This is a genomic window from Geminocystis herdmanii PCC 6308 (assembly GCF_000332235.1).
GTDB lineage: Bacteria > Cyanobacteriota > Cyanobacteriia > Cyanobacteriales > Cyanobacteriaceae > Geminocystis > Geminocystis herdmanii.
This window is the reverse complement of sequence record NZ_CM001775.1, coordinates 3,743,518-3,756,907: the sequence shown is the minus strand read 5'-3', so window position 1 is coordinate 3,756,907 and position 13,390 is coordinate 3,743,518. Positions and strand designations below refer to the sequence as shown.

The following is a 13,390-nucleotide window of genomic DNA, read 5'->3' as shown; positions in this document are numbered from 1 at the left end:
TTAGTGTGGGTAGTTCATGTTTTTGGAGTTCGATCGAGCTAGAATAAAATAAAATCACGATCGAGCTTGAGTAAGTATCATGAAAAAACTATTACTTGTATGTATCTTTTTAATGGGTTTAGGGTTTGCCTTATTTACCTTCAAAGGATTAGCCTCCAAAGGGGAATTTAACTCTATTATCATCAATTTTCGTCAGGATATTCCCACAAATATCTTAGAAGAAAACTTAAGCTCGATCGCCTCCAAAGTGCAAGATATTCCTATTCTCAATAGCATTTTTTCTGAACCCGAAAGGATTTATATTGTAGAAGGAGATAAAAATACCCTCAAAAAAATAGCTCGATCGAACCTGAAAAAATCCATAGAATATATTGAGCCTAACTATATTTACCATAGCTTAGAAACTCCCAACGATCCCCAATATACTCAACAATGGAATTTACGCAGTATTAATGTAGAACAAGCGTGGGATGAAACAAAAGGAGAAGGTGTCACCGTTGCCGTCATCGATACAGGGGTAACAAAAATACCCGATTTAGAGCAAACCGAATTTGTAGAAGGTTACGACTTTGTTAATAATAAAACCGATGTTTATGATGATGTAGGACATGGTACTCATGTGGCAGGTACGATCGCCCAATCCACTAATAACGGTTATGGAGTGGCAGGAATTGCCTATAAAGCCAAAATTATGCCATTAAAAGTCTTGGGAGTCAATGGCGGTACAGTAGCCGACATAGCCGAAGCCATCAAATTTGCTACAGATAACAAAGCCGATGTTATCAATATGAGTTTAGGGGGAGGAGGAGATAGCCAATTAATGCGAGATGCCCTCAAATACGCCCATGAAAAAGGAGTAGTCATCATCGCCGCCGCCGGAAACGAAAATCGTAATAGTGCTTCCTTTCCAGCCCGTTATCCCCAAGTAATCAGCGTTTCTGCTACCGACTCCGTAGGTAATAAAGCCCCCTATTCTAACTTTGGCGCAGGGGTGGATATTAGTGCCCCCGGCGGTAGTGAAACAGGTAAAATTATTCAAGAAACCATCATCGACAATCAACCTAGTTTTATGGGTTTTCAAGGTACAAGTATGGCATCTCCCCACGTTGCAGGGGTGGCGGCATTAGTTAAAGCCACTGGGGTAGAAAATCCCGATGAAATCAGAGAAATTTTAATCAAATCAGCTCGTAAAATCGAAAATGATCCATTAAATCATTATGGCGCAGGACAGTTAGATGCAGGTCAAGCGGTAAAATTAGCTCTTAAAGGTAAAATCACTCCCAAAGATTTTTTACGATGGCTCAAAAATAGTGGTTACTTAAACCCCGGTTTCTGGTTAGATGGTGGCACAATTACCTTCTTACCCAAGTTAGGTATGGTTTTAGGTTCATATTTATTAGCATGGTTTTTGCGTAACTATCTTACCTTTAACCTCAGTTTAGCAACGGGTTTGGTAACGGGAAGCAGTGGTTTATTTTTCCTACAAGGATTATATATCTTCGATTTGCCTCAATGGCCTTTTCGTTTAATGGGTAGTTCTGTACCAGAATTAGGTAATGTGGTAATGGGTACAACTAGCTTAAATCCTATCTTCGCCAGTGCCTTGATTCCTGTTATTTTAATTGTCTTATTCCTAAGTCATCCTATCTTAAAATGGGTTTCGATCGGACTTACTTTAGGGGTAGCATCTTGTTTAACTATTACAGCCTTTATTAATCCCTTAGTGTGGGGTTTTGGCTATGGTTTAGCTTCCCAAATTTTCTTGTTAGTTAATGCTATTCTTTGTTTTTATTTAGCTAAAATTGCTGGTAGTACGATCGAACCTCAACACTAAAATATTCTCACTACGGGGAATAGGGTATTAGGCTGTAAAATTGTATTACAAAAAAATAATATTATCAGTTCTACTGTTAGAAGGTGTTTGAAAGAAGGTTTCAAAATCTTTTAGCTAAGGAATATGAGCAAACTCTTAATACTTTATTACCCCTTAAACAACAATTAATATACTGATGATTTGTTCGATCGAATTGTTTATAATTTATATGGTTTAACGGAAGCAGAAATTAATCTGATTGAAGGTAATAATTCTTAGTTTTTTTATATAGCAATCTTAAATCAGTTGTAAAATTTTCGCCACCTAAATCCCCCAAACTTGGGCAGGGCTGTTTCAAAGTAAGTTGATAAAAAATATTTGGGTATGAGGTTATTAGGGGATTAGTGGGATTTTTTACTCCCCGATTTTAGGTAATAATAAAAAATCTTGAAATAATCAATTTATGATAGTAAATTATCAAAACTCATTACTTATTACTCGTTACTCATTACTCTTTCTTAACCAAAAATTTGAAAATGAAACAGCCCTGCCAAACTTGGGGTAATTAAAGGGGATTGTCCACAAATCATTAAAGATTAAAAAGCGTTTCTTTGGGTAGGAAGTCAACACTGTAATTTTAATTCAGTGTGGGTAGTTCACTATTGCTATAGTTATCTATTAACCCATCTTAAAATAAGATAATTTGTTACAGAAAATTTGACAAAATCAATACTAAGTTCAATTCTTAATTCTTTGTTAAGTTTTATTGCATTTTTTAATCAGAAAAAAAAACAGAACTATAATTCTAGGAAAATAAAACCGCAAAATTTTAGGTTCGTTACTAATGATTAAGAGAATTAACTACTACAAAGATTTAGATGCAGATTATTCTCGTCCAAATTTAGTGCCAGATGAATTAAAAGCACAACTCATCGCTAAAGGAGAAGCCATCGTCAAACAAATGGAAGCAGAACTTCCTCCTATCGATGATAACTACACTTTAGAAATTATTGAGCAAGAAAATAAAGAATGGTGGCCGACTCATTGCGAAGCATTGCGACAAGGTAGAGGTGATATTTTAACAGGAGAATACCGTCCCGATTTGGTGTATTTCTGTCAAGATGGTCCTTATCGTGGACTTGATCAACAAAAGGAAAGAGAGCAACATTGGTGGGCTTTAATTGCACAACCAGGGGTTACTATGTGTTGGCCCATCGTCATGTTTTGGGGTGAACATACTTTCTTTGAATGGAAATGTGTGGATGATGAAACTAATGAGACGATCGCTAAAGGAAACGTAACTTGGGTACGCCGTGGAAATCGTGGCGGATGTTACTTAAAAACTGAGCAACTCACCTTCTACCGTGATGTTTTTGCCCCTGATGAATTATTAAAATTAATTACCACTGCATAGGAGTTTTATTGATGACTTATAAAAATGCTGTTTTAGATGATCAAGAATTACAAGCAGGATTAAGTAGTATTAATCCCAAATTTGGCGATTTTTGTACCCGTGTTGCTGGTGAGGCTTGGGGTTTACCTTTGATTGATCAAAAAACTAAGGCTTTAATTACCATCGCTGTTGATGTGGTGAATCAAGATCAAACTGGTGCAGGAAATCCCTTTGGCGCTCATGTGGCTATGGCACTCAAACAGGGTGCAACCAGAGAAGAAATTGAAGAATTATTACTTTTTATGTGCGTTTATGCTGGTTTTAATAAAGCGGCCGGTTGTTTTGGTATGCTCAATGAATTTTTTGCTAATGCAGAAAAATAAATTATAAATTAAGAATTAAGAATTAAGAATTAAGAATTAAGAATTAAGAATTAAGAATTAGGAATTAAGAATTAAGAATTAGGAATTTAAAAACTCTCCTTGTCCAATTGTCCACTTGTCTTGTCTTCACCATTTTTCTTCTGTCGAACTGAGGTAAAATCGATGGGGAGGGGTTGAGTTTTAGGTGTCAAAAAACTTTTAATTTCATATTACTACACAGAGATAAGTTATGTCAGGAAATCACGATCACGGTAGTCACCATCACGGTACTCAAGTTAATAGTACTAATGGGCAATTAGCAATAACTACTCCTCCAGAACCATTTATTATTCCTTCTTTTTCAGATTTCGATCGATATAATCCCAATGCGTCTTACAATAAAGCCCCCAGTTTTCAATTTCCTTCCAATATCGGTTTACCCTTAACTCGTAATTTCGATTTTGAGGATTTCATTAAAACTATATCAGGAAATGATCCCCTTAATCTGCCCGATCAAAGTGATTTACCTTTCTATCCCGGTATTCCTGCCTTAAAATCACCCAACTCTTATCAATGGGATTCATTTCCCGCAGGAGAAGCCCAACAATTTTTAACCGTCAGTGTGGACATTGATAAAATTAATGTGGAAAATACTCCCTTAACAGGAGATGGTGATTTACCCGTAGAATTAGAAGCTATTAGTACATCTGAATTAAATCGTCCCTTTACGGTAAGTACTACGGTAACACCCTTTAACGCTGGGCCAATTCCCCATATTCACTGGGCTGAAGATGAATGGTTTATTATTTTGCAAGGAGAAGTGGATTCTTGGGTAATGTCTCCCACGGAGGAGGCTTACGATTTGTATGAATTTCCTGCCGATGAAAATGGCGATCCTTTAACACCTCCTCAATATGATGGTCCTCCTGCCTTAGCAAAAGACAAAATCAAAGAATTTTATTACGCCCATTTAACCGCAGGTCAAGCAGTTTTCTTACCAAGAGGTTACGGTCATGGTTATCGTAATGCGAGTCCGACAGGTGAACCCCTTGTCTTTTTAACTATTTGGTCAAGAGATATTGCAAATGGCTATCCTGAAGGGGGTATCGAAGAATTTTTCACCTTACCTGAACCGAGAATTGGTCGCTTTTATGATACGGCTGAAGATGCCGCCCAATACGGTAGTTTATACAATAAGACGATCGGTTCTGAAGATGCCACGAGTAATCAACAACGTTTTGTGGACTATAAAAATACCTTCCCTGATTACTATGTCGCCATGAGCGGTAATTATGGAGACTTTCTCGAATCTGGAGGCAACTGGAATCCAGCTATTTATAAGGATTATGAGGCATTTCCCCTCACTCCCCCAGACTACTGGAATCCTACTTTAGATCAACCTTGGAATACAGATCAAAGTGATCCTGATGCAGATTTATATTATCCTGCTCCTGCGCCTAATGCACCTTCGGATAGTGTTAATTTTTCCACTCCCTTTGATCCTCAAGTAATTAACCGTATTTATATTACTTTAGATGATAGTTCTAAGGCGGAACAGTTACAAGAATTATTGGCTCAATATACAAGCAAGACGGAAACTATTGAAGGTAATTTCTATAGTGAACCTTATCAAGACCCGAATAATCCGCTAAATTATTTTATTGTGGAGTATTGGAATGAATATTCTGATGTGGATGTTTATGAGAAAACCAATACTTATCAAAATTTTATCAGTCAAATTGATGCGATCGCAACTACTTCTACAACTTTAGATACCATTAATCCCGTTAAAGGGTCTCTAGGGGCTGTCACTGATATTACTCTAGTGGGCAGATTTAAAGCCAAACCCGATACTAGAGAAGAAATGATCAGTATTTTGACTACCTTACAAGAACAAACCTTACAGGAAGAAGGGGCTCTGATTTTTGAATTTTATGAGAATCCTTTAGTCGCCAATGAATGGATTTTGTTTCAAAAGTATGCTGATGGGCCTTCGACTACTTTTCACTTTTCTCAAAGCTACTTTAAACAATTTGATTCTGAATTTGGCTTATTGTTAGAGGGCAATGGTGTTGCTGATGGTAGTGCTATCTTTTATGTCACCGATGAACCAGCATCCAGTTTTTATGACTTTCAAAAAGCAGGTTTAAACATTTTAACGGAATTGTTTGAAAGTTCTCCTGAGTTAACCGTTAGTTTAGAAACCGATGACTCTGGTATTCTCAAGGTGGTTAATGGTGCAAATACTTCGGGTATCGGCATTGTTTTAAATGTTAATGCAGATTTTCTCACGGATGAACCCATCGAATACGGTATTTTTGCGGTGGACAATGCTACTGGTTCGATCGAAGGATTGAATCCCGATGACAGTGGTTATTTAGAAAAAGTGAGAGAAAGAGCGTCAACTTTATTTACTACCATTAACGCCGAAAAAATTAATAGTGTTAGAGATGTTTTTGTCGAGACTGCTCAAGAATATGCTTTTTATCAGGTAACTAATGGTACTATTTGGGATCAATCTCCTGATGTGGAATATTCGATCGATAACGAGAACTTCTTTCGATCGCACAACAGCGATCAAGTAGAATTTTCTTTTAACGAAGGTTTCGACTTATCCGCTCAATTAAATGGTCCTATTAAGAGCTTAAATGGTCAAATTGGTGTACCTCAAACAGAAGGATTTAACATCCTAGATACTTCTACCCTCGTTCATAAATCCTTAACTGCCGAAATTCATTTATTGATTAACGGAGATAATCACCCCTTAAACATCGGTTTTTATCCCGTTTTAGACTATTCGGGAACAATTATTGATCCTACCACGGGAGATTCGATCGATCCCAGTAATCCTAATTATGCCTCCGTAATCATGGGAGCAGATTTTGACAAAATTTCCCTTGATTTACCTTCCCATGCGGATCATCATCATGCCATGGAAGGTGATCACGATCATAACCATATCCATAAAGATTATGAAATCATGGGAGGAGAAATTTATGCACCCTTTGTCACCTTTGCCACCTCTCAAGGACAGTCAACAACCTATTTTGCCTATAATGAAGCCAATCCCAATCTCGATCGACATTTTACCTCTTTAGGGGAAAACGGTTTTGGCATTGAAGACAACCTACAAGACGGCAGTTTAAATGATGTCATCCTAGAGTTAGATTTTCGATTCACCGATCCCCCCTATACAATAACAAATAACAATACGGGAGAAGACGACAACTTGTTAACTACTCCCATGTATCGCTTCCGCACAGGAGATGGTACTTATATGTATGTAGGAGAACAAGAGCGTCAAAGCATACGAACCAACTTTACCAGTTTTGTAGAGGAAGGAGAAGCCTTTAAAGTAGCCACTCAAGACAACGATGAACTAATCTCTATCTATCGTTTCCGCAATACTGATCTTGCAGGTGCATATATTTATGTAGGAGAAGAAGAACGTCAAAGTATTTTAGCAAATTTTAGCGATACTTTTGTAGAAGAAGGATTAGCATTTTATGCCTATGGTGCGGATGCTCAAAAAGCTAATGATATTTTCCGTTTCCAAACCATGCCCGGTAGTTATCTGTATGTCGGTGAGGAAGAACGACAAAGCATTGCTCAAGGTAACTTTGGCTTTACCGATCAAGGAATTGCTTTTGAAGCATTAACTTAATCCGAAATTAGGAATTAGGAATTAGGAATTACCTGAGTGAACCATAAAATTTTTGGTGCTGTAAAGGTTGCGGAAAGGGTATCGGAAAGGGTTAAAGAATTGACAAAAAATATATCCTAATTGATTTTTTTATCTTCAATTCTTTGATCGAATTATATAATCTTCTGAAAATTACGTCTGAAACCTGCAACCTGAAACCTGAAACCTGCCCTTATCAGACATTCTTGCATCGAACTGAGGTAAAAGCAAGTTCAAAAATTAGAAATATTATAGTAATCTTCTAGGGTATTGCAATTAAATAATACTTGCTTATTTTCTACTTTTAATTCTTCTACTATTTCATTATTTAACCATGTTTGAAAAGCTCTATTTCCTGATGAGATAAAACTTTGTAAAGATTCTTGACAATTTCCACGATAAAAACCGCATAAACATTCCCAACCTTTCTCATTTTTTGGTAACAATGCCATCGATTTTTCTGATACAGAAGGTAAATAATTAACCCATGTTTTAACTTCATTTACTGTGAGAAAAGGTAAATCACAGGCTAATAATAAAATCCAGTCACTTTTCACATAATTTAACGCCTCAGAAAATGCCATTAATCCCCCTTGAAAAGTTGATAATTCTTTGATAAAATTACATTCTACAGGTACGATCGATCGATATTTTTCGCTCCAAGGAGTAACGATATAAACTTCATCGGTGCATTGTTGGGCTACATGAGATATTGTTGTTAATAAAGACGTTCCATTGACATCTAATAAAGCCTTATCTTTTCCCATACGGGAACTTTTTCCCCCAGCTAAAATGATAGCTGAAATTTTTATTAATTTATTGTCTATGATCATTTTAAATAATGTAATAAATGTTGTTAAAATAATTTTGAATTTGACTTAATATAATGGCTATTAGAATCAAAATTGCTCAAGATAAAGCTAATTTAGTACAAAGTTTAATCTTAAATAATGATAACCCTCAAGGAGTGTTTTCTACCTATGCCGATGTGATGGCATTTGCGGCGGCATTAGGCAAAAAGCATAAATATAGATTACCATTAGACTCGATCGCCAAAGAACCTTCTCCCATCAGTTTAGATGTTTTTAGTAGTCGTGGTTATGATGTTTTAATCAAACTTTTAGCGATTACTGAAACTAAAAATCCCCAAATTATTTCTGCTTATGATGTCATCGCAGAGGAAGAAAGAGTTACTATTTTTGAGGAATATGCCAACGGTGGTTTAATGAAGTTACAAGAACATCTCAGGGGATCAGTGGATTATAGTGAAAGAATTTTACTCATGTTAAGTCATCAGAAAAATCAACCCTCTATCCCTGATACTAATTTTGATTTGACTAAATTTTTACCTAATATTTAGTTATTTTAATCATTTTATTTATTCTTATTTATTAGTTGTTTTTGTTGATTATTTTCTTTGATTAAACGTAATTTTTGACGGCACGATCGACAACGAACTGCCGTAGAATTAATATTACCTTTTGCTACCTCATACCACCATTTTTGCTGTGAAGCAGTCCACACTTGAGATGAACCACAATCTCGACAAATGAACGGTTTATCAACATAAAAATTAGGTAATAAATCATAGGTATTATTATGTCGTAACTGTTCATGATCAGCTAAAACTTTAGGAAGATAATTAGTCTTAATTTTATCAGCTTTTTTTTGTCTATTTTTTTTAATTTCTTGTCTCTTTTGTTTATTACTTTTAATCATCTTTATTCACCGACTCTCTTTCATCAATTTTAATTTATTCATCAGTCACGTTAGAATAGAGAAGACATTATTTACAAATCTTAATTATTTTAGTCAAACAAACATGGTAGAAAAAGTAAAAAAAACTGAGACTGAGTGGAAAGAAATCCTAACTCCCGAACAATTCCAAGTTACCCGTAAACACGGTACAGAAAGAGCTTTTACTGGTGAATATCACGATTATAAAGGAAAAGGTATCTATAAATGTGTTTGTTGTGGCAATGAGTTGTTTGTTTCTGACACCAAATATAATTCAGGTACAGGGTGGCCTAGTTTTTGGCAACCAGTAAAAGAAGATAGCGTTGCTTACAAAACCGATGTTAGCTTTTTTATGAAACGCACAGAAGTTTTATGTAACACTTGTGATGCTCATTTGGGACACGTTTTTGATGATGGACCAAAACCCACAGGAAAACGTTATTGTATGAACTCTGCTGCGCTAAAATTTGAACCCGAAGAAACTAATTTGTTGTCAGGAGAAAAATAGGACAGGTGGACAAGGAGACAGGTGGACAGGTGGACAGGTGGACAGGTGGATAGGAAGACAGAAGCAAGAATCGATCGTACAATATTAAGGTATTAAACTATGACGTTATTAGGTAATATTATTTGGTTGATTTTCGGTGGTTTTATTAGCGGTTTAGGATACATTTTAGGTGGTTTAACTCTTTGTTTGACGATCGTCGGTATTCCTTTTGGTATTCAAACCATTAAAATTGGGGTGGCAACCATGACACCTTTTGGAAAAGCAAATGTGGTTAGGGAAGAATCATCTAGTTTAATTGTGATGATTTTTAACGTAATTTGGGTAATCTTTTTCGGGTGGGAAATTGCTTTATCTCATTTGTTTCACGGTGCAATTTTGGCGATAACGATTATTGGTTTACCCTTTGCGAAACAACATTTTAAACTAATTCCTATAGCACTTTTTCCCTTCGGTAGAGAGTTTAAAGATATATAGAAGTCAATATTTTGATAATTACGGTAAATGACATTATTTTGTTATTCATAATGTGACCAAATAGAAACAACTTTAACTACTTGATTTTGTTCGTCAATACCATAAACAAGACGATGTTGAATATTAATCCTTCTTGAATAATATCCTTTAAGATTTCCCGATAGTTTTTCATAGGGAGGTTGATAAGGATTTACTTTTAATATTTCGAGTAAATTTTTAAGATTCTCGTCAAGATTAGCTGACTTTATCTTCTTCGCATCCTTTAAAACTTTGCGACTAAATTCAATTTTCCACGCCATCTAATGCCCTCAAAAATTCATCTTCCGATACCCAATCATCCTCTAACTCAGCTTGTTTAACCGATGCCACTAACCCTGAAATCGATTGTAAGTAAAGGGTTTCTTGTAAACTATCCCAATCCTCCTTAGACAATAACACCGCATCCCCATTTTTACTGGTGATGATTCGTGGCTGATGATCTTGATTCACTTGTTCTACTAAACCAAATAAATTGGCTTTAGCTGTACTAGCGTTTAATATTTCCATACTCATTTTTAAATTGTACTTTTAATTATACAATGCTTAGATTTAGTTCAGAGTATTGTAAAGCAATGGCAGATGATACGAGAAACCTACGCTATATCGAAGGTTAGCATAGGTACTTCACGTTAAGAAAGTTTAAGGGATATTTATAAAGAAAAAAAAATTGACTAGGATAAACTCATAAAGATTATTTATATCTTCCTTAAAATTTATGGCTCACCCTCTCTACGTTGCTTTTATTTGGCATCAGCATCAGCCCCTCTATAAATCTCGTCTCTCTCAGGATGATTTTGGTGCAAACTATCGTTTACCTTGGGTTAGGTTACACGGTATCAAAGATTACCTCGATTTGGTTTTAATCCTCGAAAAATATCCTTTACTACATCAAACGGTTAACCTTGTGCCTTCTTTGATTCTACAGTTAGAAGAATACGCCAACGGTAGCGCGATCGATCCTTATCTGGCTTTAACTGTTACTCCTGTGAGTGAATTAACTAGAGAAGAAAAACAATACATCATTGAGCATTTTTTCGATGCTAACCATTATCATCTCATTCGCCCCCATGCGCGTTATGAAGAACTTTATCAAGAGCGTAATTCACATGGAAATCAGTGGTGCTATGAGCGTTGGATTGAGAAAGATTATAGTGATTTGTTGGCATGGCACAATTTAGCATGGTTTGATCCTCTTTTTTGGGATGATCCGCAAATTGCTGAATGGTTACAACGGGGTAAAAATTTCACTCTGTTCGATCGAAAAAACATCTGTGCTAAACAACAGGAAATTATCGCTCGTATCATTCCCCAACATAAAAAAATGCAGGAAACGGGACAATTAGAAGTCACCACGACTCCTTATACTCACCCCATTTTACCCCTGTTAGCGGACACCAACGCTGGACGAGTGGCAATCCCGAACATGACGTTACCTAATAGCCGTTTTCAGTGGGAAGAAGACATTCCCCGTCATCTCAATAAAGCATGGAGTATCTATGAATCTCGTTTCGATCGATCTCCCCGAGGATTGTGGCCCAGTGAACAGTCCGTCAGCCCTTCAATTCTGCCCCATGTAGCCAAGAGAGGTTTTAATTGGTTATGCTCCGATGAAGCGGTTTTAGGATGGAGTATCAATCAGTTTTTCCATCGTGACGAAATGGGTAACTTATACGAACCCGAATACCTATATCGCCCCTATCGATTAGAAACCCCTGAAGGTGACTTGAGCATCGTTTTTCGAGATCACCGTTTATCAGACTTAATCGGCTTTACCTACGGCGCCATGAATCCAGATCAAGCCGCAGGAGACTTAATCGGACATTTAGAAGCCATTGCTAGAAGATTGAAAGAAAGACAATGGGGAGATAAAACTACCTTAGATAACCCTTGGTTAGTCACCATCGCCCTAGACGGGGAAAACTGTTGGGAATTTTACGAAAAAGACGGGAAACTATTCTTAGAATCCCTTTACAGTCGCCTATCTCAACAATCCCAAATCAAATTAGTTACGGTGTCTGAATTTATCGATCAATTTCCCCCCACAGAAACCCTCAATAGTAGCAGTTTACATAGTGGCTCATGGGTTGACGGTAGCTTTAGCACATGGATTGGAGATCCAGCCAAAAATAAAGCGTGGGAATATCTCCAAACCGCCAGAGAAACCCTTGCAAAACATACCGAAGCAACAGAAGAAACCAACCCCCAAGCATGGGAAGCATTATACGCCGCCCAAGGTTCAGACTGGTTTTGGTGGTTTGGTGATCCCCATCACTCCAACCATGATGCCATGTTTGATCAACTCTTTAGAGAACATCTGATCGCCCTTTATCAAACCTTAGATGAAACTCCTCCCGAATACTTATACGCCCCCGTTGTCAAAGTAGAGCAAAAATTGGCTAACGATTATCAACCTGCTAGTTTCATTCACCCCGTCATAGATGGTAAAGGAGACGAGGAAGATTGGGATAAAGCAGGAAAAATCAAAATTGGTGGTGCAAGGGGTACAATGCACAAAGCAAGTATCATTCCAGCGATATTTTACGGGTGGGATCACCTTAACTTTTATCTGCGTTTTGATCTTAAACCGGGAGTCAAAGCAGGGCAAGATTTACCCTCCGAATTACACCTAGTTTGGTTTTATCCGGGCAGATTAACCCATAATAATCAACTTTCTTTTGCTAATATGCCAGAATCCCCTCCCCTTAACTACTATTATCATCATCATTTGTGCGTCAACTTGTTAACTCAAACCATCTGGTTACAGGAAGCAGGAGAAGATGGTAACTGGCACTCTCGTTATTGTGGTGGTAAAGTTGCCTTAGATACCTGTATTGAAATTTCTGTACCTTGGAAAGATTTACACATCGATCCTGATGCAGAATTAAGTATTGTGGGAATCTTAGCAGAAAATGGTCAATATAAAGACTATTTGCCTGAAGATAACGTTATTCGTGTTCAAGCCCCCTAATTAACGCAGGGCTGTTTCAAAGTAAGTTGGTAAAAATGTTGGGGTGTTAGGGTATTAGGGGATTAGGGGGTTTTTTTGTTTTAAGATTTTAGGTAATAATAATAAATTTTGAAATAATCAATTTATAATAGTAAATTATCAAAACTCATTACTTATTACTCATTACTCATTACTCCCTCTTAACCAAAAATTTGAAAATGAAACAGCTCTGCTCTCCCAATGGGAGAGGGGTTAGGGGCGAGGGCAGAAATAAGGAAAAATAGGAGCAAAATTTAAAAAGAAAATTTCCGAGAATACCCTTTTATGATAATTTTTGGCAGTGGGCAAATTGGGGTAAAAAATTAATGGATTTACACCTAAATTATGAATCGATCGTGCTTCAGAGTGGATTTTAGATCAATATAAATTCCATCA

Annotated in this window: 12 protein-coding genes and 1 pseudogene; 9 read left to right on the top strand and 4 right to left on the bottom strand. The window is 36.7% G+C overall.

What is annotated here, in order from left to right; all coding sequences use genetic code 11:
• Window positions 1-79: 79 nt before the first annotated feature.
• The 4 genes from SYN6308_RS18750 to SYN6308_RS23580 all read left to right on the top strand — a co-directional run bounded on the left by SYN6308_RS18750 (window position 80) and on the right by SYN6308_RS23580 (window position 7,232).
• Complete coding sequence (locus tag SYN6308_RS18750; RefSeq protein ID WP_017295992.1) at window positions 80-1,834, top strand: S8 family peptidase; 1,755 nt, start codon at window positions 80-82, stop codon at window positions 1,832-1,834.
• A gap of 823 nt (window positions 1,835-2,657) precedes the next feature.
• Window positions 2,658-3,227: a hypothetical protein gene (locus SYN6308_RS18745; protein ID WP_017295991.1), complete on the top strand. Its 570-nt coding sequence runs from the start codon at window positions 2,658-2,660 to the stop codon at window positions 3,225-3,227.
• A gap of 11 nt (window positions 3,228-3,238) precedes the next feature.
• The gene (locus SYN6308_RS18740; protein WP_017295990.1) at window positions 3,239-3,589 is read left to right on the top strand and encodes a carboxymuconolactone decarboxylase family protein; all 351 of its coding nucleotides are present in this window, start codon (window positions 3,239-3,241) and stop codon (window positions 3,587-3,589) included.
• A gap of 229 nt (window positions 3,590-3,818) precedes the next feature.
• Complete coding sequence (locus SYN6308_RS23580; RefSeq protein WP_017295989.1) at window positions 3,819-7,232, top strand: antibiotic biosynthesis monooxygenase; 3,414 nt, start codon at window positions 3,819-3,821, stop codon at window positions 7,230-7,232.
• A 251-nt stretch (window positions 7,233-7,483) separates the two neighbouring features.
• Here SYN6308_RS23580 and SYN6308_RS18730 read toward each other — a convergent pair whose 3' ends face one another.
• Window positions 7,484-8,083, bottom strand: a complete 600-nt coding sequence (locus SYN6308_RS18730; protein ID WP_017295988.1) for a molybdenum cofactor guanylyltransferase — start codon at window positions 8,081-8,083, stop codon at window positions 7,484-7,486.
• A gap of 53 nt (window positions 8,084-8,136) precedes the next feature.
• On the opposite strand from SYN6308_RS18730, the gene SYN6308_RS18725 reads away from it, so the two are divergent.
• Entirely contained in the window at window positions 8,137-8,610 is a 474-nt protein-coding gene (locus SYN6308_RS18725; RefSeq protein WP_017295987.1) for a DNA phosphorothioation-associated protein 4, read from the top strand.
• Window positions 8,611-8,624: 14 nt separating this feature from the next.
• On the opposite strand, the gene SYN6308_RS18720 is transcribed toward SYN6308_RS18725, so the two are convergent.
• A complete protein-coding gene (locus SYN6308_RS18720) occupies window positions 8,625-8,969 on the bottom strand; it encodes a zinc-ribbon domain-containing protein (protein ID WP_017295986.1) in 345 nt (114 codons plus the stop codon).
• Between the two features lie 103 nt (window positions 8,970-9,072).
• Between SYN6308_RS18720 and msrB the strand changes: the two genes are divergently transcribed.
• Both msrB and SYN6308_RS18710 read left to right on the top strand, forming a co-directional pair.
• On the top strand, window positions 9,073-9,495 hold the full coding sequence (gene msrB, locus SYN6308_RS18715) for a peptide-methionine (R)-S-oxide reductase MsrB (protein WP_017295985.1): 423 nt from the start codon (window positions 9,073-9,075) through the stop codon (window positions 9,493-9,495).
• A 99-nt stretch (window positions 9,496-9,594) separates the two neighbouring features.
• The gene (locus SYN6308_RS18710) at window positions 9,595-9,969 is read left to right on the top strand and encodes a YccF domain-containing protein (protein WP_017295984.1); all 375 of its coding nucleotides are present in this window, start codon (window positions 9,595-9,597) and stop codon (window positions 9,967-9,969) included.
• A 41-nt stretch (window positions 9,970-10,010) separates the two neighbouring features.
• Here SYN6308_RS18710 and SYN6308_RS18705 read toward each other — a convergent pair whose 3' ends face one another.
• On the bottom strand, window positions 10,011-10,268 hold the full coding sequence (locus SYN6308_RS18705; RefSeq protein ID WP_017295983.1) for a Txe/YoeB family addiction module toxin: 258 nt from the start codon (window positions 10,266-10,268) through the stop codon (window positions 10,011-10,013).
• Window positions 10,252-10,515 carry a type II toxin-antitoxin system Phd/YefM family antitoxin gene (locus SYN6308_RS18700; protein WP_017295982.1) on the bottom strand — a complete coding sequence of 88 codons (264 nt, stop codon included), beginning with the start codon at window positions 10,513-10,515 and terminating at the stop codon, window positions 10,252-10,254. Before SYN6308_RS18700 ends, SYN6308_RS18705 begins: the two co-directional genes overlap by 17 nt.
• A 208-nt stretch (window positions 10,516-10,723) precedes the next feature.
• Between SYN6308_RS18700 and SYN6308_RS18695 the strand changes: the two genes are divergently transcribed.
• Both SYN6308_RS18695 and SYN6308_RS26045 read left to right on the top strand, forming a co-directional pair.
• Window positions 10,724-12,976 carry a hypothetical protein gene (locus tag SYN6308_RS18695; RefSeq protein ID WP_017295981.1) on the top strand — a complete coding sequence of 751 codons (2,253 nt, stop codon included), beginning with the start codon at window positions 10,724-10,726 and terminating at the stop codon, window positions 12,974-12,976.
• 278 nt (window positions 12,977-13,254) lie between these two features.
• Window positions 13,255-13,371 (top strand): annotated as a pseudogene (locus SYN6308_RS26045) (type ISP restriction/modification enzyme); the annotation flags it as partial.
• Between the last annotated feature and the right edge of the window lie 19 nt (window positions 13,372-13,390).

Excerpts from the sequence above, each read along its gene's own strand:
- SYN6308_RS18750 (WP_017295992.1), top strand. The coding sequence starts at position 80 with ATGAAAAAACTATTACTTGTATGTATCTTTTTAATGGGTTTAGGGTTT.
- SYN6308_RS18745 (WP_017295991.1), top strand. The coding sequence starts at position 2,658 with ATGATTAAGAGAATTAACTACTACAAAGATTTAGATGCAGATTATTCT.
- SYN6308_RS18740 (WP_017295990.1), top strand. The coding sequence starts at position 3,239 with ATGACTTATAAAAATGCTGTTTTAGATGATCAAGAATTACAAGCAGGA.
- SYN6308_RS23580 (WP_017295989.1), top strand. The coding sequence starts at position 3,819 with ATGTCAGGAAATCACGATCACGGTAGTCACCATCACGGTACTCAAGTT.
- SYN6308_RS18730 (WP_017295988.1), bottom strand. The coding sequence starts at position 8,083 with ATGATCATAGACAATAAATTAATAAAAATTTCAGCTATCATTTTAGCT.
- SYN6308_RS18725 (WP_017295987.1), top strand. The coding sequence starts at position 8,137 with ATGGCTATTAGAATCAAAATTGCTCAAGATAAAGCTAATTTAGTACAA.
- SYN6308_RS18720 (WP_017295986.1), bottom strand. The coding sequence starts at position 8,969 with ATGATTAAAAGTAATAAACAAAAGAGACAAGAAATTAAAAAAAATAGA.
- msrB (WP_017295985.1), top strand. The coding sequence starts at position 9,073 with ATGGTAGAAAAAGTAAAAAAAACTGAGACTGAGTGGAAAGAAATCCTA.
- SYN6308_RS18710 (WP_017295984.1), top strand. The coding sequence starts at position 9,595 with ATGACGTTATTAGGTAATATTATTTGGTTGATTTTCGGTGGTTTTATT.
- SYN6308_RS18705 (WP_017295983.1), bottom strand. The coding sequence starts at position 10,268 with ATGGCGTGGAAAATTGAATTTAGTCGCAAAGTTTTAAAGGATGCGAAG.
- SYN6308_RS18700 (WP_017295982.1), bottom strand. The coding sequence starts at position 10,515 with ATGGAAATATTAAACGCTAGTACAGCTAAAGCCAATTTATTTGGTTTA.
- SYN6308_RS18695 (WP_017295981.1), top strand. The coding sequence starts at position 10,724 with ATGGCTCACCCTCTCTACGTTGCTTTTATTTGGCATCAGCATCAGCCC.